The sequence below is a fragment of the Bacillus sp. FSL W8-0102 genome, from assembly GCF_038007225.1.
GTDB classification, from domain to species: Bacteria; Bacillota; Bacilli; order Bacillales; family DSM-4216; genus Bacillus_O; species Bacillus_O smithii.
Genome location: NZ_JBBOWT010000001.1, coordinates 565,965 through 592,037, shown reverse-complemented (window position 1 = coordinate 592,037; position 26,073 = coordinate 565,965). Strand labels below are relative to the sequence as shown.

18 protein-coding genes and 1 pseudogene are annotated in these 26,073 nt (G+C 40.6%); 12 read left to right on the top strand and 7 right to left on the bottom strand.

The window, feature by feature from the left end; all coding sequences use genetic code 11:
• Positions 1–341 precede the first annotated feature (341 nt).
• Positions 342–2,591 carry an alpha-galactosidase gene (locus tag N1I87_RS02825; protein WP_341100580.1) on the bottom strand — a complete coding sequence of 750 codons (2,250 nt, stop codon included), beginning with the start codon at positions 2,589–2,591 and terminating at the stop codon, positions 342–344.
• A gap of 706 nt (positions 2,592–3,297) precedes the next feature.
• Between N1I87_RS02825 and N1I87_RS02820 the strand changes: the two genes are divergently transcribed.
• The 4 genes from N1I87_RS02820 to N1I87_RS02805 all read left to right on the top strand — a co-directional run bounded on the left by N1I87_RS02820 (position 3,298) and on the right by N1I87_RS02805 (position 7,640).
• Entirely contained in the window at positions 3,298–4,674 is a 1,377-nt protein-coding gene (locus N1I87_RS02820) for an ISLre2 family transposase (protein ID WP_341100579.1), read from the top strand.
• Between the two features lie 218 nt (positions 4,675–4,892).
• A complete protein-coding gene (locus tag N1I87_RS02815; protein ID WP_270584416.1) occupies positions 4,893–5,303 on the top strand; it encodes an RrF2 family transcriptional regulator in 411 nt (136 codons plus the stop codon).
• A gap of 52 nt (positions 5,304–5,355) precedes the next feature.
• A complete protein-coding gene (gene mnmA / locus N1I87_RS02810; RefSeq protein WP_270584417.1) occupies positions 5,356–6,468 on the top strand; it encodes a tRNA 2-thiouridine(34) synthase MnmA in 1,113 nt (370 codons plus the stop codon).
• A gap of 221 nt (positions 6,469–6,689) precedes the next feature.
• Positions 6,690–7,640, top strand: a complete 951-nt coding sequence (locus N1I87_RS02805) for an LLM class oxidoreductase (protein WP_048624370.1) — start codon at positions 6,690–6,692, stop codon at positions 7,638–7,640.
• A gap of 157 nt (positions 7,641–7,797) precedes the next feature.
• Here the strand turns inward: N1I87_RS02805 and N1I87_RS02800 are convergent, their stop codons facing one another.
• Both N1I87_RS02800 and N1I87_RS02795 read right to left on the bottom strand, forming a co-directional pair.
• A complete protein-coding gene (locus N1I87_RS02800) occupies positions 7,798–9,183 on the bottom strand; it encodes an LLM class flavin-dependent oxidoreductase (RefSeq protein WP_341100577.1) in 1,386 nt (461 codons plus the stop codon).
• A 755-nt stretch (positions 9,184–9,938) separates the two neighbouring features.
• Positions 9,939–10,876, bottom strand: a pseudogene (locus tag N1I87_RS02795) (IS630 family transposase).
• Between the two features lie 638 nt (positions 10,877–11,514).
• On the opposite strand from N1I87_RS02795, the gene N1I87_RS02790 reads away from it, so the two are divergent.
• From N1I87_RS02790 to N1I87_RS02770, 5 genes are all read left to right on the top strand, one after another.
• On the top strand, positions 11,515–11,892 hold the full coding sequence (locus tag N1I87_RS02790; RefSeq protein WP_003353951.1) for a hypothetical protein: 378 nt from the start codon (positions 11,515–11,517) through the stop codon (positions 11,890–11,892).
• Positions 11,893–11,964: 72 nt separating this feature from the next.
• Positions 11,965–12,753, top strand: a complete 789-nt coding sequence (locus N1I87_RS02785; RefSeq protein ID WP_003353952.1) for a hypothetical protein — start codon at positions 11,965–11,967, stop codon at positions 12,751–12,753.
• Positions 12,746–14,260, top strand: coding sequence for a permease (locus N1I87_RS02780; protein WP_341100573.1), 1,515 nt, complete (start codon positions 12,746–12,748; stop codon positions 14,258–14,260). Before N1I87_RS02785 ends, N1I87_RS02780 begins: the two co-directional genes overlap by 8 nt.
• 17 nt (positions 14,261–14,277) lie before the next feature.
• Positions 14,278–14,916 (top strand): ABC transporter ATP-binding protein, encoded by a 639-nt coding sequence (locus tag N1I87_RS02775; RefSeq protein ID WP_341100571.1) that lies wholly within the window; start codon positions 14,278–14,280, stop codon positions 14,914–14,916.
• A 944-nt stretch (positions 14,917–15,860) separates the two neighbouring features.
• Positions 15,861–17,591, top strand: a complete 1,731-nt coding sequence (locus N1I87_RS02770) for an ABC transporter permease (RefSeq protein ID WP_234395449.1) — start codon at positions 15,861–15,863, stop codon at positions 17,589–17,591.
• 289 nt (positions 17,592–17,880) lie between these two features.
• On the opposite strand, the gene N1I87_RS02765 is transcribed toward N1I87_RS02770, so the two are convergent.
• From N1I87_RS02765 to N1I87_RS02750, 4 genes are all read right to left on the bottom strand, one after another.
• Positions 17,881–19,218, bottom strand: a complete 1,338-nt coding sequence (locus tag N1I87_RS02765; protein WP_003353956.1) for a glucose-6-phosphate isomerase — start codon at positions 19,216–19,218, stop codon at positions 17,881–17,883.
• Between the two features lie 76 nt (positions 19,219–19,294).
• The gene (gnd, locus tag N1I87_RS02760) at positions 19,295–20,197 is read right to left on the bottom strand and encodes a phosphogluconate dehydrogenase (NAD(+)-dependent, decarboxylating) (RefSeq protein WP_227139826.1); all 903 of its coding nucleotides are present in this window, start codon (positions 20,195–20,197) and stop codon (positions 19,295–19,297) included.
• An 82-nt stretch (positions 20,198–20,279) separates the two neighbouring features.
• Entirely contained in the window at positions 20,280–21,725 is a 1,446-nt protein-coding gene (zwf, locus tag N1I87_RS02755) for a glucose-6-phosphate dehydrogenase (protein WP_341100567.1), read from the bottom strand.
• Positions 21,726–22,307: 582 nt separating this feature from the next.
• On the bottom strand, positions 22,308–22,685 hold the full coding sequence (locus tag N1I87_RS02750) for a winged helix-turn-helix transcriptional regulator (protein ID WP_227139824.1): 378 nt from the start codon (positions 22,683–22,685) through the stop codon (positions 22,308–22,310).
• A gap of 203 nt (positions 22,686–22,888) precedes the next feature.
• On the opposite strand from N1I87_RS02750, the gene hxlA reads away from it, so the two are divergent.
• The 3 genes from hxlA to mmgD all read left to right on the top strand — a co-directional run bounded on the left by hxlA (position 22,889) and on the right by mmgD (position 26,004).
• Positions 22,889–23,521, top strand: coding sequence for a 3-hexulose-6-phosphate synthase (gene hxlA, locus N1I87_RS02745; protein WP_118499157.1), 633 nt, complete (start codon positions 22,889–22,891; stop codon positions 23,519–23,521).
• Positions 23,522–23,526: 5 nt separating this feature from the next.
• The gene (hxlB, locus tag N1I87_RS02740; protein ID WP_003353965.1) at positions 23,527–24,084 is read left to right on the top strand and encodes a 6-phospho-3-hexuloisomerase; all 558 of its coding nucleotides are present in this window, start codon (positions 23,527–23,529) and stop codon (positions 24,082–24,084) included.
• An 813-nt stretch (positions 24,085–24,897) separates the two neighbouring features.
• On the top strand, positions 24,898–26,004 hold the full coding sequence (mmgD, locus tag N1I87_RS02735) for a citrate synthase (RefSeq protein ID WP_270584601.1): 1,107 nt from the start codon (positions 24,898–24,900) through the stop codon (positions 26,002–26,004).
• Positions 26,005–26,073: the final 69 nt, after the last annotated feature.

The window sequence follows — 26,073 nt, the reverse complement described above, 5'->3', positions numbered from 1 at the left end:
AAAAAGCTCCTTTATCCAATAAAATATAATGAAATATCCACCATCTAGGGAGACGCCGGGCATTCGAGGGACTCCCTGGATGGATATGAAACGAACCGGGCTTTTTCGAATCGTGATTCCCTTAGCTTAAAGAAAACTCGTTCACGTGCAGTCGGGCATCCTAATAGGAATTCCGGTAAGGGATCACAAGCCCGTTCAGCGAAATATTCCATCTACAATCATGTTGAAAAAGAGCCATTTTGTCAAATAAAGCAACCGTAAATCACCCATTATGCTGCGTCACATTCTATTTAAAAAAAGTGTTTTCCTTTTTCAATCATCTAAGGAGGCCATCCGTCGTTTCATCTATTTTTCATCCCCACTTTTTCATCACTTTGAATGGCTTTTAATTTATAAATTTTGGAGTAGAAGTCCCCTTTTCCTTTTGCATCTTCCAACAGAAGGCCGACATACATCAGTTCGTCTCCAAAATACGTACCGTCTATTCCTTCGATTTCATACTCATAATCTGTTCGCAAACCTTTTAACAAAATACGGGAAAATCCCGGATTAGCCGTTCCCAACACTTGATAATACCCAACAAGCGCCTCTTTTTGATCTTCAGAAACTACCATCCAGCTTACGATGTTGCCATCGTCTTCAAAAGGGCTTCTTATTCGATAGAACGTTCCATTCATGATCCATTTCCTATTTTTCTTATAAAAGGCAATCTGTTCTTTAACTTTTTGTTTGTCTTTCTCTGATAGCTTCGTGACATCCAGCTCGTAGCCAAATACTCCGAAGAACGCCACATGTGCTCTTGCCTCAAGACTCGTGATCCTTTTGACTTGATGATTCGGAACAGACGTAACATGGGCGCCGATTGCGCTTAAAGGATAGAGAAAAGAAGTTCCGTATTGAATTTTCAAACGTTCGATCGCATCTGTGTTGTCACTCGTCCATGTTTGCGGCGCATAATATAACATTCCCGGATCAAACCTGGCCCCGCCAGCGGCACAAGACTCAAAAAGGACATGCGGGAATTCCGTCGTCAATCTTTCGTATAGATCATACACACCTAAAATATAACGATGGGGAACTTCTCTTTGACGTTCAGGAGGTAAATCAGCCGATCCAATTTCTGTCATATAGCGATTCATGTCCCACTTCACATAAGAAATCGGTGCTTCCCGAAGAATTTGGGCCATCATTCCATAAATATGATCGACCACTTCTTTTCTTGAGAAATCTAATACATACTGATTTCTCCCTTGGGACATCCTCCGCCCTGGCACTTTGATCACCCAATCCGGATGTTGTTCGTATAATCGGCTAGCTTTGGAAATCATTTCAGGCTCGAACCAAAGTCCAAACCGCATTCCTAAGTCATTGATCTTTTGGGCAAGCCCTGCGATTCCACTAGGCAGCTTTCGTTTATTCACAAACCAGTCTCCAAGCGAGGTTTTACTGTCATTTCGCTTTCCGAACCAGCCGTCATCCAAAACAAACAGTTCAATGCCCAACTCTTTCGCTGTTTTAGCAATCTTAATCAGTTTTTCTTCATCAAAATGAAAATAAGCGGCTTCCCAGTTATTAATAAGCACCGGTCTTTCCTTGTCTCGCCAATAACCTTTTGCTAATCTCGTGCGATATAACTGATGATACGTTTGGCTCATCCCATTCAGTCCTTGATCAGAGTAGACCATCACCACTTCCGGCGTTTGAAAACTTTCTCTTTGTCCTAGAAGCCAGTTAAAATCAAAAGGATGGATGCCCATTGTGACACGGGCGACATCGTAATGATCGACCTCCACCTGTGCCAAAAAATTTCCGCTGTAGACGAGGCTAAACCCATATACTTCCCCCTGATGTTCTGTGGCATCCGGTCTTTTCAATGCGATAAAGGGGTTGTGCTGGGAACTGCTCGCCCCTCGTGTGCTCGAAATACTCTGAATGCCAGGTTGTAATTTTCTCATTTTCACATATCTCTCCCTCCCCCATGATCCGGAGAGGTGAACCATTTCAAATTGTGAGTCGAAGAAATCGATGCTGGCGCTCATTATTCTGGTCAAGTATAAATCTTGCTGGCCATGATTGACCACTCTCGCACTTCGGGCCAAGGCGTTCCACTCGCTAAAAACTGTGTAAAGCAATTGAATTTCGGTGTCGATCAGTTTATCGTACAACGAAATTTCAAGCGTAATCGCCTCTTCGCCTTTTTCCACATACGTTGCCGGCAGCCCCTCTAATTTCGGCTTTCCTTTATAAATTTTATGATGTTGATATTCAAAATTCGTAATACGGCTTCCATTTTCCTGAAGAATTTGAAACGCGGGCTCACGAAAATCAGTCGTACCATAAGAAGGATACTCTTGTTTTAAAGTATCAAGGGAAAACGAATCCCCCTCATACACACAGGCAACCAAGGGCCTTGGTCGAATTGAATATAGATGGGAAAAAGACTTTCGATCGCGTATTTTTTTTCCGAAATATAGTTGCCCTAGCTGGTTGTTTTTCAAAATTTTGATAATGTAGCTGAAATCTTTTCCTTGAAGGTGAAACTCTTTTGTTTTTTTATTAAAGCGAATCATCGCTTTTGGTGAAAAAGACATATGACCACACCTTTGGATTGTGATTGGAATCTATTACCGAATTTTCCAAACACAATGATGATATGGAAAAATGATGGACGGCTCTTATGACTGTGGTGAATGGAGTGTAGGCAGATAGATGGAAATAATTAGACATCACCTGTCCGTTTTTTCTCTGTTGGTCATTTAAAGAGCCAGTGTTCATTATGGTCGTACGAATCGATTCCCCATCCTCAAATCAAATGGTTTCTTATACAGTATATTTGTAGATCATACACGGCATTCAGGAATTTTCTTTTATATCTTAATTCTTCAAACATTCCACATCATGGTAAGATGATATCTCTTTTTCTCGGTGCTCCGTATGCTAATACATGATACGTCCTTGCTCTCGTACGATGGATTTAATAAAATGAATGTGGGTGCTCAATGGATCATCTATTCTTAACAATCTGCAAGATCAATACCATCATGATTCATCACTTTAATCTTAAAAGTTTACCATTTTACCGTTTCAACGATAAGGATGAAAATGTGTGAGTAAAATGTTTGTGGGAGAAATTCTTAGAATTCCCCGATGAGGGGGTTGGGAACGTAGGTTCGCAATCCCCCTCATCGGGGCCACCAAGCGAAGCGCGGTAGGATCCCAAGCAGGAAACATGAAAAAAGGACTCTCTCCCTGGTAAGATGATCATTGCCAAACCATCAAACAGGAGGAGAGAGTCCTATGAATATTCAACAACATCTTACCACAAATTCGTTGACATGGAAAGAGATCGAACTTGATTTGTTTCGAGCCTTGCAAAACGCCTTCACCGAGCTGTTTACGGCTCTGTTGGAGGACATCGACCGACAATTGGCGGAAACCCGGGACAAGCGCCGGTACCACTTGAAAGACAAACGACGCACCACGATTCAAACCTTGTTTGGCGAAGTTACCTTTGAGCGAAACTACTATTTAGACCGAGAACAAAACCGTTACACGTTTTTGCTTGATTCCTTTTTAGCGTTTGATGGATCGCAGTCAATCAGCCCTTGTCTAGAAGAAACAGCGGTGGGATTGGCGGTGGAGTGCTCTTCCTATCGCAAAGCGGCTCATACGCTTGCCCAGATGGTCGGGTATCCGGTGATGAGCCATGAGGCGATCCGCCAGTTGGTGCTCGAAGCTGAAGCTCCGCTGCACTGCCCGGTCAACCAGCGATATGGACGGGTGCTGTTTGTGGAGGCCGATGGACTGTTTGTTTCTCGCCAAGGGAAGGGAAAACGGGCCAAGGAAGACAAGATCCTAACCGTTCACGAAGGGTGGAAGCGCAACGGCTCACGGATCGAATTTGTCAATCAGCGCCATTACGTCCATGAGGGCAAGGGGGAGGTGTGGGAAGGCTTCGAGGAATTTTTGATGAACGAATATGCCTATGATCCGTGTCGGGATCTTCTTGTCATCAACGGGGACGGCGCTCCATGGATTACCGCGTGCCGGGAGTATTTCAAAGGACGGGTCTGCTTCCAATTGGATCGATTCCACGTGGCGCGTGAGTTGCGCCAATGCCTCTCGGGCCATCCACGGTGGCAGGCGATTCGGCAAAAGCTGGCGAAGCAGGATGAAGAGAAGCTGCTTGTGGAACTGAACAGCGCCCTCGGCACGCTGGGGGACGAAGCGAAAGAACAACAGCTGGCTGCCTTGATCCACCGGATCGAATCGATGCCGGGATGCATCCGTGATTACCGGGAATGGCTGAAGGAGCAAGGAGTGGACACAACGGGCATGTATCCGATGGGGAGGGCTGAAAGCGTGATGAGCCAGTTGGCGTATCGGGTGAAATACCGCCGCAGTTGGACAGACAAGGGACTTAGGGCGTTTTTCAAGGCAATGATTGCCCGGATGGATGGGATTCGTCTTTTCGGACATCGTTTAGGAGAAGAATCGTCGCATCCGGCGGAGGAAACGGTGTCGACGGCATCCACCAAACAGACGATCGTGAACAAGGCGAAACAACGCGTCCGCCGTCTTTGGCCGGAGATCACGCGGAATAACGTGCCATATTTACAGCAATCGTCCGGGACACCGATCTATCATGCCCTGTCTGAACTCAAGGGATGGTAAAAAAAGGTATACATATCGGTCTGTCATGGCAAGGGATGAGAGTCCGAAAGCGCTTACGGATGATATTTAAAAAAATGGTTCGCTAACCTATGACTTACACCTGTTTTTTAGCGAACCAAAAAAGTTCCCACAAAGTCTTGACTGACTCGATGAAAATTAATAGGTTGACATAGTTAACTGTAATATTTATTATTACATTTAGGAAGAAGGTAATACGATTGAATAGTGATTTTTCTATTGCAGTCCACTGCGTTACTTATTTGGCCACAAGATCTGAACAGATTGTAACGAGCGAAGACCTTGCCCACAGCGTAACTGTTCATCCTGCGCGATTAAGAAAAATTTTAAGTTTGCTTCGAAAAGAAGGGATTATCTTATCAAAAGAAGGAGCAAAAGGAGGATTTTCTTTAAAAGAAAAAGCAGAAAATATTACATTAGACAAAATCTTTATGCTTACGAGCGAAGGCACACTGGTACCAAAATGTCCCGAAGCAAATGAAAACTGTATTGTAGGAAAAAATTTGTCTTCCATACTGATCAATATTTTTGACGATGCCGAGAAACATCTGATGAATTATTTAAAGGGGATTACGATACAAGATATTATAAAAGAAATTAATAAAAGATAATTTTTTTTTAACGAAAACTGTAACAAAAAATATTTCAGTTAAGGTGGTAATCATGAGTCGAAAGAAAAGAGTCGTTGTAGGAATGTCAGGAGGAGTCGATTCTTCCGTTGCTGCCTACCTTCTTAAAAAAGAAGGATATGAAGTTATAGGCGTTTTTATGAAGAATTGGGATGACAAAAATGATGATGGTGTCTGCACAGCAACGGAAGACTATGAAGATGTAAAAAAAGTTTCGAATCAACTAGGAATCCCTTACTACAGTGTCAATTTTGAAAAAGAATACTGGGATCGAGTCTTCACTTATTTTTTGGAAGAACTGAAATTAGGAAGAACCCCAAATCCAGATGTTTTGTGTAATGCGGAAATCAAATTTAAAGCCTTTATAGACTTTGCTCTGTCTTTAGATGCAGATTACATCGCGACGGGACATTATGCCAGAGTCAATAGAGAAAACGGCGAAATCAATTTATTGAGAGGAAAAGATTCAAAAAAAGACCAAAGCTATTTTTTGAGTCAATTAACGAAAGAACAATTATCAAAAGTTCTATTCCCGCTCGGAGAGTTAACGAAAGATGAAGTGCGAAAAATCGCTAATGAATTAAACCTTTTTACTGCCAATAAAAAAGATAGCACCGGTATTTGTTTTATCGGAGAAAGAAACTTCAAAAGCTTTTTAAAGAATTTTCTTCCTGCACAACCGGGAGTCATTCGCTCGATCAATGGAGAAGTGCTGGGACGACATGAAGGATTAATGTACTATACGATCGGACAAAGAAGAGGACTCGGAATCGGAGCAAAAGGCAACGGCGAACCTTGGTTTGTCGTAGATAAAGATTTAAATAACAATACGTTAATCGTCGCTCAAGGAAAAGACCATCCGGCCCTCTTTTCAAATGCTGCCATCGTTTCCGATGTACACTTTATCAGCGGGGATGACAGTCCACGATCATTTTCTTGTACGGCCAAATTCAGATATCGCCAACAAGACCAAAAAGTAAAAGTGCATGTTCGTCCGGACAAAACCGCTTTAGTGGAATATGAACAACCAATAAAAGCGGTGACACCGGGACAAGTCGTCGTATTTTATGACAATGATGTTTGTCTTGGCAGCGGAATTATCGATAAGGTGAGAAAAGAAGATGCTTCTGACTCTATCGTCGCTTAATATTCGCTGATCCATGGCACGCTTTATGATTCATAATGAAAAGCAACCAAAATGGATAATTTAAAAATATTCTTTGGAACAATATGAGGCTTGGAATAGACAGAACGATCACTCGCCTTAGCCGACAATCGGCATGGATGAGTGATCGAATGAAGCATCAATCCTTCATCAAATGATGATTATATTCTATCTAATACACAGAAAGGTATTGAGGTCTAATGATGGAAAAATTTCAAAATCATAGAGGATATAAACGGATGTATCAAGAGAACAAACTCACTCTCGGGCTGTTCTTCCCTATTGAATCCTATATGAGCGACGTCCCTGAAATGAATATAGAAAAGCAAATAAAACTAGCCAAAAGAGCAGAAGAACTAAAATTTGCCGCCGTATTTGCCAGAGACGTTCCTTTACGCGATCCTAATTTCGGCGACGTGGGACAAATGTATGATCCATTTACTTATCTTGGATTTATAGCCGCCCATACAGAGAAAATTGCCCTTGGAACCGCAAGCATTATTTTAACATTGCGCCATCCGCTCCACGTAGCAAAAGCGGCAGCTTCTGTTGATAAGCTTTCCGGTGAACGACTCATTCTCGGTGTGGCAACAGGCGACCGCCCTATTGAATTTCCGGCTTTTTCGGTAGATGCAAATGATCGCGGTACATTATTCCAAGAATCTATTGCGGTCATGAGAGAAGTATGGGCAAAAAATTTCCCTAGAATTCATACTTCCCGGGTTGACCTAATGAACGGAGACCTTTTACCAAAACCGAATTTATCCTCCATTCCGGTGATGGTAACCGGTCATAGTTCTCAATCTCCTGAATGGATTGCAGCAAACAGCGATGGATGGATTTATTATCCGCGACCACTTCATTACCAAGCGGAACTGATTAAAAATTGGCGTTCTCTAACAGATGAATTTAAGCCATTTACTCAATCTCTTTATATTGATTTGACAGAGGATCCAAATCATGTACCTATCCCGATCCATCTTGGATTTAGAATTGGACGCAACTTCCTGATTGAATTTTTGCAAGCACTAAACGACGTGGGAGTCAATCATATCATCATCAATTTGAAATATGGACGACGCCCGGTTGAAGAAGTCATTGAAGAACTAGGCGAATACATCCTTCCTCATTTCCCTGCTTTAACAGAAGATTAAAAAGAGGATCAAACGTCTGTCCATAGTCTATTGAATCGAGCCCCTTTCGTTATCTTTTGGGTCGAGGTTTTAGCCGCTGAATTAATTTCCATTATAAAGCATATTCTTTATAGAGGGAGTGATTGCGCTCCCTCTAATAGTTTTGGTGAAACAATCCTTATGTACTCCTTTGAAAAGAAAAACGATTTCGATACTGGCGTCCCGGGTGATGGTCCGGCAAATGGTCGTATCCAAATAAGTTTTTCCGGAAAGTGCCTTCCTCATATTCCTTCCGCACAAGACCTCGATCTTGTAAAATCGGAATTACATCATCTACAAATTCTTCAAACGTACCCGGTGTCACCGCATAAGCGATATTAAAGCCGTCAACTCCTGTCTCTTCCATCCATCGTTCCATCTCATCCGCGATTTTTTCAGGAGTTCCAACCGCAACTTTTCCCATTCCTCCTATTCCTACAAATTCAGCGACTTCTCTGACCGTCCATTGTTTCGTTGGATCAATTTTTGTAAATGTCTCGATCGCTGAATGTATCGCATCGTTTTTAACGTATTCAATTTTGTCATCCGGGGCATATCCGGAAAAATCTACACCAGTCCATCCGCCCAACAATGCCAATCCGCCTTCATAACTGACATGGCTTTGATACTCACGAAACTTCGCTTCTGCTTCTTCTTGTGTACGTCCAATAATCGGAGTAAATAAAGAAAGAATTTTGATTTCCTCCGGATTGCGGCCGGCATTTTTCGCTTCTTCACGCAATGCTTCCACATATGTTTTACCAATTTGTTCGGTTGGAACGCTGATAAACACAAGTTCAGCATGTTTGGCCGCAAATTGGCGGCCTCTTTTGGAAGCTCCGGCTTGAAAAATGACCGGCGTCCTTTGCGGTGAAGGTTCACATAAGTGTGCTCCCGGCACCTTATAATATTTTCCCTCATGTCGAATATCATGTACTTTCTCAGGATCGGTATAAAGCTTGTTTTCTACGTCCAATACGACTGCATCATCCTCCCAGCTGCCTTCCCAAAGTTTATAAACCACTTCCATATATTCATCCGCGATTTCATAGCGTTCGTCATGGCTGATTTGTTGATCCAATCCGATATTAACAGCGGCACTGTTTAAATAAGAGGTCACAATATTCCAGCCGATGCGCCCTTTTGTCAAATGATCCAAAGTGGACATACGTCTGGCGAAAATGTAAGGATGTTCGTAAGTTGTGGATACTGTTAGTCCAAAGCCTAAATGTTTGGTCACTTGAGCCATGATAGGAACAACAAACGCCGGATCATTAACAGGAACCTGTGCCCCTTGACGTACCGCCGGATCACGCGATCCTTGGTAAACATCATAAGTCCCTAAAACATCTGCCAGAAAGATCGCATCAAATCGTCCTCTTTCTAATACCTTGGCTAAATGTGTCCAATATTCCGCATCTTTGTAGGTGGAAGATTTATCTTTCGGATGCGTCCATAAACCCGGAGATTGGTGTCCTGCACAATTCATATCAAAAGCATTTAAATACATTCTTTTTTTTGTCATTAGATTTCCTCCTAACTGTTTGCGTTCTTTTGATCTAACATTTCTATCAGGGTAATCACTAGTGATCGGATATTCCTCGATTCATAGCCAATGTTTTTTCGCTTATCATCCATTGGGGGTTGAAGAGAAATGCCGGAATCGATCGAAGTTATGAAATTTCACGGGACCTTCCCCCGCCAGCCAAGGATGAAAATATCAGGATGATATGTTTGCTTTTGAATCCAGTAAGGATTTCAGTTTCCGAACAAACAACTGCATACATTCTTTTCACTGCCTTTCGACATTTGCTGCGAAAAATAGCTTTTCTCCTTATATGCCTTTAACAACTCTTCCATTTTATGAATCTATTTTTCTTAAAAATCCGAATATATTTTATATCTCACGTCCTTTCTAAAAATAAAATTTTTTCATCAAACATTAAAAAAAGAGGCTTTCAATTCAAAGTATTGTTTGAATTGAAAGCCTCTAGTTGTCTAGTCGGCATATTATTTGAGATTATATTAATTTAATTAATCCTATGTGTCAAGTGGGAATTTATTCTTTACTTGTAAAGATGAGATTAAACGAAAATGGCCAAACGATATCAACGGGAACTCGCAGACTGATTCAAATTCTGATCTTCGTTCAATTTATGAAAGTAATACATGTATAACCATATCAAGCTAATGAAGATACAAAGCATTCCTAAAACCCCCCCAAAAATTTTAGGAGAGATCCTTTCTATATACATGCAACATGAAGAGTTAACTTCTCAGTCATCCTGCACACCCTAAGCGCTGCAGCACTTCCTCCGGACGTTCGTGGATGTAGTTGACAAACCGAGTAATGGCTTGAATGATATCGTTGCGATCCTTGTGAAATACATTGGCAATCACGCTCTCTTTCAGCCATCCCCAAATCCGTTCGACCAAATTTAAATTCGGTGAATACGGAGGTAAGAATATCAAAGTCAACCGTTCTTCGTGCTCATGTAGAAAAGGCTGAAGAATTTTGGCACGATGAATTTTTGTGTTATCCAAGACCATCACGACATGTTTATCCGGATACTGGTCCAATGTGTATTGAAGAAATTGCAGAAAAGCCTGTACATTGCATGGATTGGTTTCCATACAGTGAAATTCCCCCGTTTTGATATTCACACCGCCTAATAAGCTAACGGTTGCGTGATGTCCATACGTAGGGATTTGTTTTTGACGCCCTTTAACATTCCATGTGGCCCGTAGAGTTTGGTAATCCCGAATATGGCTTTCATCTTCATAGATTATGACCATGTTGTCGGACAAGTTTTTTTTATGAGTTCCATCTCCTGTTGAAACTCTTTTTGTTTTTGTGGATTGGCCCGTTTGAGGGTATACGTAGGGCGTGTATAGCGAAATCCCCATCGATGAAGCATATCACCAATACCGCCACGGGACATGGTGACAGAAAATTTCTCTTCTAACACATGTTGAATAATCCGGGTATTCCAGCCCGTTTCAATGCCGTATCCTTCATCGGCAGGAGTGCTTTCTTCCAGCATTTTTTTTAATTCCTGTTCTTCTTCTGGAGATAGATACGGCTTTCTGCCCGGGGCGTATCGACGTTCTAATAACGCATCCATCCCACCTTGAGTAAACTTTTGCACGTAAATCGAAACGGTCTCACGGTGGAGATTCAAGAGCTCAGCGACTTGGATCCCCAAATAGCCTTGCATAATCAGACGAATGACTGCAATTCGTTTTGCCATGTTCGCCTTTTTCATTTTGCGCTCCTGTTCTTGAAGACGTTCGATCGTCCAACCATGATCGTTTGTAATTTGTAATCCTTTTTTCCTCATTCTTCTTCCGCTCCTTTGATTTACTCATTTAGGAGCAGTATAGACAAGGATGCAGGTTGATTAAACATGTCGGAATTTCAAACTGGATTTATATATATTGAATGATCTCTTGTTCTAACACACAGTTAGTGGACAAGTGATTTTGCAAAAAAGTCTTTATCTCGCTTCTTCCGACAATATTCATTCAACCTTACACCCACGGATTTCCTTTCGCCTTCAATCCATCTTGCAGATACTCTACCAATGCTGAGAAGACTTCTGGACTTAAACTCTCCCTTGCTAACGCAAGTTCCGTTGTTCCGATGGAATCTTTCCCTAGTAGTGTTTGAAGAACATTCCATAAGTTTTGGTTTATAATACCTACCTCCAACCAATATTTTTATCAAAATTTTACACTATATTACAACTTTTGTCATCATTTTCTAAAAAATATAGGTATTTTCAGGTTTATTTTGATATAATGGGGGCGAAGCCGGCCGGTTATCATCTAAAATTACGAGTAGGAATGTTAAAAAATGAAAAAGAAATTCGCAGTACTTACCTTAGCAGCAGGGCTTCTCGCGGCAGGAGGCTTGGCTCAGGCTGGTACAACGTATGGCGGGTATGACGTAATTGTCCCAAAGTTAAACGGTAATGCGTTTACTCCTCAACAAACCAAATCTACTACCGGTGCATCAGCTAATTTGAAAGTATCTATACTTGGAAAAGCATTGGATGCAAGAGCGCATTCTTATAGCGGGGGAACTGGGCCTTGGGTTCGTATCGCAACCGTTGGGGGGCCATTCAAATTGCCTAATTCGATCAAATCAGGTAAGGATGCCCGAGTTGAGTTCAGCTCGGATCTTACTCAATTGGTAGACGTAAGGGTAAAGGGAGAGTGGAGAAGCAATTAATTCACAATGAGAATGGACCGAGCCATTCGGCCGGTCCATTCTCTTCAAAACTAAAACTAAGAGCAGGAAAGGATGTCAAAAATGTTAAGTCATCAGGTGAAAGTAGAATTGATGAGAGCCGTCACCTGGCGTCAATGTGTGATTTGGGCGGCATTGATATTGGTTCTTCCCACCATTCAATTTTTATTGATTAAAGAGAATTATGTTTATTATAGGCAATTAGATCTTTTTCTACGATTAAATTCTAATTTTGTTCCGCTGCTTTTTCCTATCATAGTGGTTCTTGTGTATGCGATTTACTTCGTTGGTGAACAAAAAAACCATTTTATTCCGTATGTGCGTATTCGTATCCCTTTGGCTACTTACTTATTTAGCAAATTAGTAGTCAATGCGATTCTATCTTTTTTGATAGCCTTTTTGATGGTATTCGTCCCTTTTATATTTTCTATGTATATTGAACCTGTTTTGGACATCGTTCATTTATATCCTGCAGATGGTAATCCTATTCCTTATACGACGTTTGAGCAATTGCTTTTTCTTGGAACATTGCCATATGGAATTATTTACTCGCTATGGGTAGGACTGAATGGAATGATGTATGCGACAATGGGATTATTGCTAGTTATGATCTTAGAGAAACCTTTTGTTGCGCTTTCCATTCCATTTATGTATTATTTGTTAGGCAATTTTATTACGCAAATTCTTGGATATGAGCAATTTTCACCCACTTATACTATTTTTCCTTTTAGTATCTCACAACAACCTTTGTGGACGGTATTCGTCCCATTTACAATATTATGTATTGTCATTATCATATTAGGATTTTATTTAAAGGAGAATCTACACAAACACTATGGCTAGGATATTAAGAAGTAAATGGAAAGATTTCATCGACGAACTATTTACATTCAAATGGATTATCTTTGGAATGATTATTTACATATATGGATCAAGAAGCAAAGAACAAATATATTATTTTTCAGTTCAAACAAAATTATCGTTGAACAAGTGGGACTTGTTGCATAGCTTTCTTAGTGATATTTATCTTATTTTGTATTTTATTTTACCTGTTTTACTATACCGTTCTATTTCGATTATCATATCTGATTTTGAGTACACGATTCTTATACGATTAGGTTCTTATCGAAGTTGGGTGTATCAAACATTAAATAAATTTGTTCAAAGCCTCAGTATAGCAACGATAGTTTGGGGAGCAGTGAGTGGGCTTTTATTAATCGGCGCTCCTTCTTTTGCTGGTTGGAGCCCGTTTAGTAAGCTTGATGGTTCTCTAAGTGAAACGCAAATATTGCAAAAATTTATAGATACACCCTTTTTAGCATTGTTATTACATCTTTCGTTACTCATTCTAAGTTTGATTTGTATCCACTTTATTCTAGCCATCATTTATGTAAAATCACAAAGAAAAGGTATTGTCATATTCATTGCGGTTTTCATATGGGTATATAGTGGAGTGTCATTTAAACTTCTTCCTAGTCATGCTTATTTATTCAATTTGTGCAATTACCTCATTTTACATTCGGGGGCTGCACAGTTCGGTAATATATGGGGACCGTTCGCAATTGTAATAGGATTGGCGACGTTGATTGTATGGAGTGTAAATCGAATAGATTTAAATACGAAAATATTTAGTAAATTGCGATATAACTGGGGCTATATCATTTTTTTTGCACTGATTGTCATAGCATTATGGTCCGGTATGCGAGAAAAGTTAGGAAAAACCATTTGGGATCAATTTATTTTCATGTTTATAGGCGGTTCAAACCAAACATTTAGTTTAAAGTCATTTTTGTCTTATTGGGTTATATATTTTGGTTTTATCTATTTAATACAATTGTATTTACAAAGGGAATTGTCGGAAATTGGTTATTATAAGCTTTTGCGTTATCGCTCTATAAGTAAGTGGTTTTGGGAATGGTATCGCAAAATAATGATATATATTGCATTCTATTTGTTAATATTGGCATTATTTTCGTTATTGCTCTCTTCTTTGAAACGTTTTTCTTTTGATTTCTATATTTCTGTTGATAACTCTATTACGATATTCAAGGTATTTTATCATTTTTTTGTCAATGGTTATCTACAAGTTTTCTTCTATGTGTTATTTGTGTTTATTATTTCTTGGCTAAGCAAAGAAATTTTTTATAGTCTATTGGCTATTTGTATACTTTCGATCTTTATGTTTCCAGGTCTTAATAATTGGTTAATCATTCCATCTGGATTGAATAGTATTGGCTATATATTAAGCGATCACTCTATTTATCGTATAAGTGTGGTTCTATCTTTATGGAATATTTTAGGAATAATTTTTGTGTTGTATATTTTTCATAAAAAAGACATTGATTTATAAAAAGGGGAGTGAGGAAGTTGCCACATATACAACTGAATCAAGTCAGTAAATCTTTTAAAGGGGTAACGATTTTTGAAAATATGAATTTTACAGTAGAAAAGGGGAAAATTTATGGAATTATTGGTCCTAACGGTTCTGGCAAGTCAGTATTATTCAAACTAATATGCGGATTTATATTTCCTGATCACGGTAGTGTGATCGTGGATGGGGAAGAATTGGGTACCAATAAACGGTTTCCGAATAATTTTGGGATTATCATTGATCGGCCTGGATATATAGCGGAAAAGACAGGGTTTGATAATTTAAAAGCATTAGCCCTAATTAGAAACAAAATTAATGATGACAAAATAAAGAAAACGATGAAGATGGTTGGATTAAATCCAGAATCGACACAAAAGGTAAAACATTACTCGCTTGGAATGAAACAAAAGCTTGCCCTTGCTCAAGCCATTATGGAAGATCAACAAACACTTATTTTAGATGAACCATTTAATGCTTTGGATGCTGAAAGCGTTGAAAATATCCGCAATTTACTCCGAAAATTCAAGCAAGAAGGGAGAACTATTTTGCTTACCAGCCATAATCAAGAGGATATTGATATTCTTTGTGATGAAGTTTACAGAATCAACCACTTTAAACTTGAAAAAGTGAAGTAATTCCTACCATAGGGAAAAGGATAAATTTTCTGTTGAAATGGGAAAGAGGGACTGACTTCCAATCTGGCGAAGCGGTAGTAAGAGATAACTATTATAGCCTCATTATTCGCAAACTAATACCAAAGCACCTGAGAACAAATTTGGTATTAGTTTGCTGCTTTTTTATGGCTCGATAAAATATTATCATTTATACGGTTTTAGAAGTGGTAACGTTAGGGGAATTTATGCCGTGGCCGCACATCTTTTTATTCCAGCCGCCCGTTTGGGATCCGTTTTTATTAAGGAAATTTGTGATTTTGTCGATAACGGTTATCGTGCTTATGTTTACAACAGTTGTTTTCATTCAGAGAGCAGACAGGAAACCTCAATAGCCATATAGAGATGTTTGTGCTGTTTCAAGATTATTGAAGAACAAGGGAGAGGAAATGCGGTAAAAACTTTCCCTAAAACGGATGTCTAACAGATCAAGATTCCGTTGCCTGTTGCTTCTCAATCACATTCCTTAGCACTGAAAAACTTTTCTTTGTGATGCTCGATGTACACTAAGATGCTGCCACCGATTGTTCAATCTCATGGATATCCTTAAACATCCGCATTTTCTGCAATCAACTTTGCGGAAAATACGGATGTTTTTTTCTTTTTTATTTGATAGATTGAAAGTAAGGTTGGCGGGCTTGATAAATTACGGGATAAAGACAGGTAATTTTTTTCAGTACCAAAAGGTGGAGAATAGCATTGAGTAGAAAAGTTGATCTAATTAAATATGGATGGTGTTGCAAAACTAAAGTAAACACTCAAAGTTATGCATAAGGATACAGCATAACACATGCAGTAAATATCGATGAAATCCATATCATCGCGGCTATTCAATCCCACCAATCTTTATTTTTTGTGGAGATTTCTGATCTTTTTGAGGCACCTTTTAGGGAAACGGGTGAAATGAAGTGCGATGGAAGCGTCTATTTATTTTTTATATCAAACAAATATTTAAAAGTAAGCTATATATTGGGGCAAGTGTATTGTTTTTCATTTTGCTAATCAGCAGGCTCATTTTGTTCTTTTCAGATCCATATGATATGGAAGCGTATGGACAACTGCCACATGAAGTTTTCATGCTTGTGCAAATGGTATCGATCTTTTACATCGTTTTTTTCTATCTTCTCCATTCAAAGGAACTTCTTTATGGCGTCCAGTCGTTTTTTACGGATGGCTATCGCATTATGTTGGAGAAAATGAGCGCGATGTTTGCCGTTCATGTTTTATGCCAAGGAGTTATGGCGGTTGTTGCCTATGGCATTTTTTCCATTGTTTATTTTGTTGTAGGAATTGAGCCTTCGGATTTTTATTTGTCACTGTTTCGTTTTTTAATCGTATATATGTTCGCTCCGTTGTCGCTCAGCATAATGTATGGCTTGATGGTGGCGATGCTTCTTGGGACAAAAAAGAGCAGCTTTTTTGTGATGTTAGTCGTGTGGATTGTAACCGGCAGTATGACGACGGAACTATTTATTGATTTCTTTGAAACAGTTCATGCGAATGACTGGAAATCGCTGCTTTTTATCGGAAACCACGGTGTCCAATCTGTATATGACTCCTATATTGGTTTTGAGGTGGATCGGGGAAATGAGTGGAAGCTGCTCACATGGTTTCTCGTCCTTTTTGGAATGATTTTGATGTTGTCGCTTCGTTGGACGCTTACAACGAGAGAACGGAATGTTGTCATGAAAGTGCTGCTTATGCTCCCGTTCCTTATTGTCTTGACAGCTTATAGTTCTTTGCAGTCAAACACAAAAGCGTTTACTCGAGCGGATCAAACAACGGAGATCAATGACTATCGAAAGATGAACAGAGACGTCAAGACAGATTTGCGGTATGATATTCAATCTTACTCCATTTCATTGAAAGAAAAACAGGCCACTGTGCATGTGATGTTTTCCCGTATGGACACAACAAAGCCGACGTTTCAATTGTACCATGCTTATCCAATCAAATGGATTCAAGCAAATCATAAACGAGTCAAGTTTGCAAGAGAGGGAGATATTGTTACTGTTTATTTGCCTGAAGGCACGACATCTCTCACGTTTCGGTATGACATCGTGGATACAAGCTTCATCCCTTATACGAACGGACGAACGGTTCTTCTCGCCGATAAAGCGTGGTATCCGAAAAAGAGGGCGTCACAAATGTATAAAATATATGAGTTTACCATTTACGGAACAAAGGAACGGATATGGTGGGACGAATTCACGGACCAATTTTTGCCGAGAGAAAAACATGCTTTTACCTTGAAAGTGGATGGCGATGTGCTGTTTTGCAATTTGCCGAAGCGGGGGTCGGTTTACAGCGGCGAGGCGCAAGCGGTCACGCTGATCAAGGGTCAGGGCAACCGGCTCGTTTATAAAGGTTATCAGATTACATATCCGGCCGACTGGCCGAAGATGGATGAGAGGGTTTCAACGGTGGTGCCGCAGCTGAAAGAAGCATTTCAGGACGTGCGGCAGATTGCGCCGACAACGGTTTCATCGCTGCCTAAAGCGATTGTATTTTCTAGTTTTGGACTGTCTTCTTTCATGGCGGACGATCATCTCGTATACAACACGGGTGATTTATATGCCATAGATAAATACCACCTGGACCAAGATTTTTATGAAGAGATCCATAAAACAATTTTTTAAATTCTTTGTTTTCTTTCAGCAAATACAAAAATGTGTTTTTAGTCTCCATATCATTCCATTCACTCCAGTCGCTGTGCTTTTATCATAATACAATATTCTCTTTATTGCCAAAATTACAACAATAATTGGATTGAACTATTTTCTGCCGTTCAGTGATGGCCACCAGCTAAAATTTTCCAATCTCAAAATAGATTATCGAAAAAAGTAAAAGAGAGGGAGCGATTTGACTTCGCTCCCTCTCTTGTTTCCTGCACTTTTATCAACAAGATTGTCTATTTCACTCAATAAATTATTTGGACAACCGTTTCATCAGCGCTTCTCTTTCTGCTTCAAATCCCGGTTTTCCAAGCAGCGCAAACATATTCTTTTTATAGGCTTCCACTCCCGGTTGATCGAATGGGTTCACCCCCAGCAAGTGTCCGCTGATGGCACAAGCTTTTTCAAAGAAGTACACCATTTCTCCGAAAGTGAATTCATTCATTTCGTCCAGTTCCACTACCAGGTTCGGTACTTCCCCGTCGACATGGGCCAATAAAGTCCCTTGGAACGCTTTTTTATTCACTTCATCCATCGTTTTACCGGCCAAGAAGTTTAATCCATCGATATTTTCCGGATCTTCTTGGATGGTGACTTCTATTCGCGGTTTCTTCACTTGCAAGACCGTTTCGATCAGAAGGCGACGGCCTTCTTGAACGTATTGACCCATGGAATGCAAGTCCGTGGAAAAATCAACCGATGCCGGGAAAAGCGCTTTTTGATCTTTTCCTTCGCTTTCTCCAAACAGCTGTTTCCACCATTCGGATACATAATGAAGGGAAGGTTCATAATTCACCAGCAATTCGATGGCCTTTCCTTTCCGGTACAGAATGTTTCGCACCGCGGCATATTGATAGCTTTCATTGGTTAAAAGATCCGGATGATTGTATTTGCGTGCAGCCGCAGCGGCTCCTTCCATCATTTGATCAATGTTCAGTCCGGCTACGGCGATCGGCAAGAGACCGACAGCGGTTAAAACCGAATATCTTCCCCCGACATCGTCCGGAATGACAAAAGTTTCATATCCTTCTTGATCGGCCAATTTTTTCAAGGCGCCTTTTTCCTTGTCGGTGGTGACGAAAATCCGTTTTTTCGCTTCTTCTTTTCCGTATTTTTTCTCCATGTAGTCCCGGAAAATTCGGAAAGCAATCGCCGGTTCGGTCGTAGTTCCGGATTTCGAAATCACGTTGACGGAGATGTCTTTTCCTTCCAACAACTCCAGTAAATGAGCCATATAAGTCGAACTGATATTGTAGCCGGCAAAATAAATTTGAGTCTGATCGTTCATTTGGTTATGGAAGCTATGGGACAACGCTTCAATCGCTGCCCTTGCTCCCAAGTAAGAGCCTCCGATGCCGATGACCACCAAAGCATCCGAGTGGCTTCGAATTCTCTCCGCCGCTTGTTTGATGCGCGCAAATTCGTCCCGATCATACCGGAACGGCAAGTCCACCCAGCCCAGAAAATCAGAGCCGGGTCCCTTCTTTTCATGAATCATCGTATGAGCGACTTTGACAAATTCGCTGAGATTTTCGATTTCGCTTTGTTTCATAAAGGATAATGCATTTGAGTAATCAAAAGAAATGGACATAGCCTACTCCCCTTTTCTTGAAATGGTTCTCCATTGATCAGGTCAGATGTTAAAATCTTTCCTTTATCATGGTTCTTTATTTCCCGCTTGCTTTTTCCACCGCATGTCCGCCAAATTCATTGCGCAAAGCGGCGACGACTTTTCCTGTAAAGGTATCGTTTTCGAGCGAACGATATCTCATCAATAAGGACAGGGCGATAACCGGTGTGGCCGTTTGTAAATCCAGAGCCGTTTCCACCGTCCATTTTCCTTCACCGGAAGAGTGCATCACGCCTTTGATGCCGTCTAATTTCGCATCTTTCGAGAAGGCGCGTTCGGTTAATTCCATCAGCCAGGAACGAATGACGGACCCATTGTTCCATACTCTCGCGACTTTTTCATAGTCAAAATCAAAGTCGCTTTTCTCCAACACTTCAAATCCTTCTCCAATGGCGGCCATCATCCCGTATTCAATGCCGTTGTGGACCATTTTCAAGAAGTGACCGCTGCCCGGTTTGCCGGCATATAAATAGCCGTTTTCCACAGCGGTATCCCGGAAAATCGGTTCCACGATGTTCCAAGCTTCGGGATCTCCCCCTACCATATAACAAGCCCCATGGCGAGCTCCTTCCATGCCTCCGGAAGTACCGGCATCCATGAAGCGGATGCCTGCTTCTTTGAACTCGTTGTAGCGGCGAATCGACTCTTTATAGTGGGAATTCCCCGCTTCGATCACAATATCGTCTTTTTCCAAAAGCGGCTTCAGGTCGCCGAGGACGGAATCCACCACACCATGCGGCACCATGATCCAGACAATTCTTGGCTTTTCCAACGAGTCCACCAATTCTTGTAAGCTGGAAGTTCCTTGAGCGCCATATTTTTGGATTTCTTCCACCGCCTGGGGATTGACGTCATACGCCACCACTTCGTGGCGATGGTCGATTAAGTTTTGGCCTAAATTCAGCCCCATTTTTCCTAAACCGATTAATCCAATTTTCATCTAAATACCCTCCTTCACTTGTTTTCCAATCGTAGTTTCTGATTCTTTTTCCATCATGCGGGGAACCCCCCGCCTATTGGTTTTACCACCAACGAAATCCGTCCTCTGCCAATAATTGTTGAGAGGCCTCCGGCCCCATGGAACCGGAAGGATAGGAATGGAGAGGAACCAGATTTTCTTCAAAGGCTTCTAAAATCGGTTGAACCCATTTCCAAGACAACTCTACTTCTTTCCAATGAGCGAAGAACGTCGAGTCTCCCATCAAAGCATCGAACAGCAACAGTTCATACGCTTCGGGTACATCCTTCTGATTCGCCGAAAAATCGACTTGGACCGGTTCGATTTGATCGCGGTGGGCCGGATTTTTCCGATTGAGTTGGAACGAGACGCCTTCCACCGGATTGACATGAATCACTAATAAGTTTGGCTTCGCTTGTTGAGATTCAACCGTATGCGAATGTTTAAATTCCAGGACAATGCGGGTCGATTTTTCCTTCATTCTTTTTCCCGTACGGATATAAAAAGGGACTCCTCGCCAAGCATCGTTGTCAATCCACAATCGTGCCGCCACAAACGTATCGTTCGTGGAAGAAGGAGGAATGCCCGGCTCTTCTGTATACCCTACAACGGGTTCCCCTTGAATTTCCCCCGGTCCATATTGTCCGCGAACGACATGTTGGCGGACGTCTTCTTTCCGCAATGGACGAAGATTTTCCAAGACTTTTCTTTTCTCCTTGCGGATGTCTTCGGCGTTAAAGCGGTTGGGCAGCTGCATGGCCGTCATCATCACCAACTGCATCATGTGATTTTGAACCATGTCTCGAATCGCGCCCGCTTGATCATAATAGCCGGCTCTTTCTTCCACTCCCACCGTTTCGCTGGCCGTAATTTGGACATTGGCAATATGTTGATGGTTCCATAGCGCTTGCAGCGCCGGATTGGCAAATTTCAACGCTTCCAGATTTTGGACCATCGATTTGCCAAGATAGTGGTCAATCCGATAAATTTCTTCTTCTTCAAAAAATCGGCTTAATTTTTCATTCAACTCTTGGGCCGATTTCAAATCATGTCCAAACGGCTTTTCAACAATGAGGCGTTTCCACCCTTTCGTGGACCCTAATCCACTTTGTTGGATATTTTTCGCAATCACGTCAAAAAAGGTTGGCGCAACAGAAAGATAAAACAATCGATTTTCAGGAATATTCAATTCTTTCTCACGCCGTTGAACCAGTTCGAGCAAAACATTAAACCCTTCTGCATCGGTTACATCCAAACTGCAGTAGCGGAAGGCATTCAAAAACTCTTTCTTTCGGGAATCATCCATAACGGGACGTCTAGAAAATGTTTTGATTGAATCCTCCACCAGCGCTTGAAAATATTCATCCATCCAATCTCTTCGACCAACACCAATGACGGAAAAGGAATCTGGCATTTTTTGATCGAGAAATAAATTATATAAAGCAGGGAATATTTTTCTTTTCGCTAAATCCCCTGACGCTCCAAACAAGACCAAGCTCATAGAATTCATTTATCATCCCTCCTGATCAAACAGACTCTAAAACGTTGGATCCCCTTGCTTTGAAAACAGGCGATTTCATTTTTTCCATACTTGACCAGATAGCAAAACCAAACCTCTGATAAATTGGATCTTTTTTCCATTCCGGTCATTTCTCTCACATCCGACATCTAAACTTTCGTGAGAATGTGTACGAGTTAGTTTTCTCTTTCATATTCAAACGATGCCTATTCAAAATAAATTCTGCCTTCCAACGCCTTAGAGATAGAAAGAACATGCTTTCATGCATGCTTCATTGTTTCAGCAATGGTAAGTATAATACGTATCGATCAAATTTGTAAGTACGCACTTTTTAATCATATAGTTACAAAAACAATATATAGTGAAAATAAAAATACCTACTCATCTTTATAAAAGGTAATTTATAAGACCCAAATGGATTCCAAAGCCAGCAGCTTTTAAAGTATGAAGCCCGATTTTCGAAAGGAACATTTCTAAACAAAAAAAGGCCACGAACAACAACCTTTACAAGAAAAGTTGTTGCCCGTGGCTTTTTCATATCTATATTTTTTTCATTCTGTTTTAGAATGAACTTTATTTATTAACGACCTCTTTTGTTTCTGTTGTTTCTGGATGTTGGCCAAGAACCGTTTCCATATAATTTTTTCCCCATTGATACATGGACTCAAGAATCGGCATCAAGCTCTTTCCATACTCTGTCAAAGAGTATTCTACTTTCGGCGGAACAACAGGATAAACTTCGCGATGAACGATAAGGTCTTCTTCCAGCTCACGCAATTGGTTCACCAGCATTCTTTGTGTAATGCCGGGCATAAGAGCTTTTAGTTCGCTAAATCGCTTAGTTCCCTCTCTGCCTAAATGCCATAAAATCAGCATTTTCCACTTTCCGCCGATGACTGCGAGCGTTAATTCTTTTTCACAATTAAACGTTTTTTCGCGCATACGCGTCATTCTAATCACCTCCAACATGTATTATAGCACACGGTATACTTTTCGACACTATGTAAAAATAAAGTGCGTACTTCTAATTAAATACAATACGATGTATACTTACGACTGTAGCCGGGGATCAAATAATCCGGTCAAGAAAAAGTGACCCGTTGGGTATATTACAAAAGTGTAAATCATCAATAAATCAAAGGAGTGAAAAAAGAATGGAATTACAATTAGCATTAGATTTAGTTGACATTCCAGAAGCAATAGAAATAGTAAAGGAAGTTGAGGAATATATTGATATTGTCGAAATCGGTACTCCGGTTGTAAAAATTTGGGGGCTTGAAGCCGTTAAACAAATGAAAGAAGCATTCCCAAATCTAAGAGTATTAGCTGATTTAAAAACAATGGATGCCGCTGCATATGAAGTGATGAAAGCATCCGAAGCCGGCGCCGATATCGTGACCGTTCTTGCAGCTGCTGAAGATTTAACCATCAAGGGCGCTGTAGAAGAAGCGAAAAAACAAGGCAAACAAGTCCTTGTTGACATGATCGCCGTAAAAAATTTAGAAGAACGCGCAAAAGAAATCGATGCTATGGGCGTAGATTACATTTGCGTTCATACCGGCTACGATCTTCAAGCAGTAGGTAAAAACTCTTTTGAAGATCTTAAGAAAATTAAAGCTGTCGTTAAAAATGCAAAAACAGCTATTGCCGGCGGTATCAAATTAGAAACACTGCCAGAAGCTATTAAAGCACAACCAGATCTTGTCATTGTCGGCGGCGGTATCGCTGGACAAAAAGATAAAAAAGCTGTAGCAGCTAAAATGAAAGAAATGTTACAACAAGGTTGAGGCCTATGAAGACGACTCAATATTTAGGTGAAATCTTAAAAGAGTTAAGTCGTACGGTTGATCTCATTTCGGATGAAGAAGCAGAAAAATTGGTAGATAAAATTCTCGAATCCAAGAAAATTTTCGTAGCCGGCGCCGGCCGATCAGGATTTATGGCGAAATCTTTTGCCATGCGAATGATGCACATGGGATTAGATGCCTATGTCATAGGCGAAACCGTCACTCCCAACTATGAAAAAGAAGACCTTTTAATTATTGGATCGGGTTCGGGAGAAACGAAAAGCCTAGTTTCCATGGCAGAAAAAGCCAAAAAAATCGGCGGAAGCATAGCAGCAGCCACCATTTTCCCCGAATCGACCATTGGTCAACTGGCGGATATTACTGTAAAGTTACCCGGATCACCAAAAGATCAATCGGATAACGATTACAAAACCATACAACCAATGGGGTCGCTTTTCGAACAAACATTGTTATTGTTTTATGACGCCATCATCTTGAGAGTCATGGAGAAAAAAGGATTGGATTCCAATACGATGTTTGGAAGACATGCTAATTTAGAATAGAGTTTCCTCTCTCGAACTTTTAGAGACCGTAAATGGTTCTTGGAACGATTTGCGGTCTCTTTTTGTAGAATAGTTTTCATATTTTATTCTTATAATGAAGCGATCCTCCTTCCCTCCCTTTCCCCTTTTTTCTCTTTAGAGGAAGAATGATAAGAAGAAGCACGCATTTTTATTCTAAAAACGGAGTTAAATAGGTTGTATCAACTGATATTTCCATTATAAAATAAAAGAAAATTTATAATTTTTTGTTTTATTTTTAAAAATGTGATATAGTATAAATGAAAAAGAAACGATGTGTTATATATCAGGTATGATGATCATCAATCGTGGAAGCGGCAAAAAATCCGACGATCCGCTTCTATAAAAACCGGCATCGTGGCATCATCAGCAAATCTGCCTGATCGGAAACGGCCGAAACTATAAAAATAGGAGGTGCTAAGAGCAGAGATCAATAGGAATTTTCAAGAAGTCCCATAGGGATTTCAACTTTTTAAAAAGGAATCTTTTTTCTATTAGACCGGAATTCTATTAGATTAGAAAATCTTTTCTTTAAGAGAAATTTTTTAAACCGACTTTTTGAAAGCGTTTAATAAGCTAGGATTAAATCTTGACACTGCGAAAACTAACTCTTTCTTCGCAATATCAGTTCATATTCATGTGAGCTTGTTTGTATTTGTCAGCAAAGATTCACACTGTCACATCCGATGATGCAAGGCATAAACTAATAAAAAAATTGCAGATGAGCAAATCCATCACACTACCCAGAGATGAGAGGACCCTAGAATACAAAATATTCTGAAGGAGGGAAATAATTTGGAATTTCGTCCTGGATTAGAAGGCATTATTGCTGCTGAAACCGGAATTTCATTTCTTGATGTGGAAAATGAAGAGATTGTTGTGCGCGGGTATGACTTGATCGAGTTGGCAGAAAACAAGACGTATCTTGATGTTGCTTATTTATTAATTGAAGAAAAGCTTCCTTCTGATCAAGAAAGAGCTCGTTTTGAATCGGAAATTAAATCAAACAGCGATCTTCCAAAAGAGCTGATTGAAATATTGTCGCGCCTCCCTAAAACGACGCACCCAATGGATGCTCTTAGAACCGGCATCTCGGTTTTATCCGGCTTTGATTCTCTTATCGACGATCGAAGCGAATCGGCCAATAAACAAAAAACGATCAAGCTGCTTGGCCAAATACCGACCATTGTCGCAAGCAGTTATCGATTAATGAACAATCAACAAGTAGTTCCAAGCGATCCGGAGCTTTCCTACACGGCGAATTTCCTTTACATTCTCACAGGAAAAAAACCGACGGAACTGGAAGCGAAAATTTTTGATCGCTCGCTCGTAGCCTATATCGAACATGAAATGCCGAATTCCACTTTTACAGCCAGAGTCATCTCTTCCACATATTCTGATTTATATGGCGCACTGACAGGAGCCGTTTCCTCTTTAAAAGGGCACCTTCACGGCGGAGCCAACGAAGCCGTTATGTATATGCTGGAAGAAGCCGGAACGAAAGAAAACTATGAGAATCTTCTCCATCGTAAATTAGCGAATAAAGAGCGGATTATGGGATTTGGCCACCGGGTCTACATGAAAAAAATGGATCCACGGGCATTGTTGATGAAAAAAGCGCTTCAATCATTAAGCGAGGCACGCGGAGATACGCGTCTGTTGGAAATGTGTGAAGCGGGCGAAAAAATTATGCGGGAAGAAAAAGGTCTGTATCCTAATCTGGACTATTATGCCGCTCCCGTCTATTACATGCTGAATATTCCGATTGAACTTTACACACCTATTTTCTTTGCTGCCCGAACAGCGGGGCTATGTGCTCATGTAATCGAACAGCATAACAACAACCGTCTGTTCCGGCCACGCGTCAAGTATGTCGGCGAGCGCCATCTGCAAACGAACTGATCCTAAACAGATTTATACGCTCACCAGTAGAGGAATTTGGGCAGAAATTCCTCTCCTTTAATTATATCA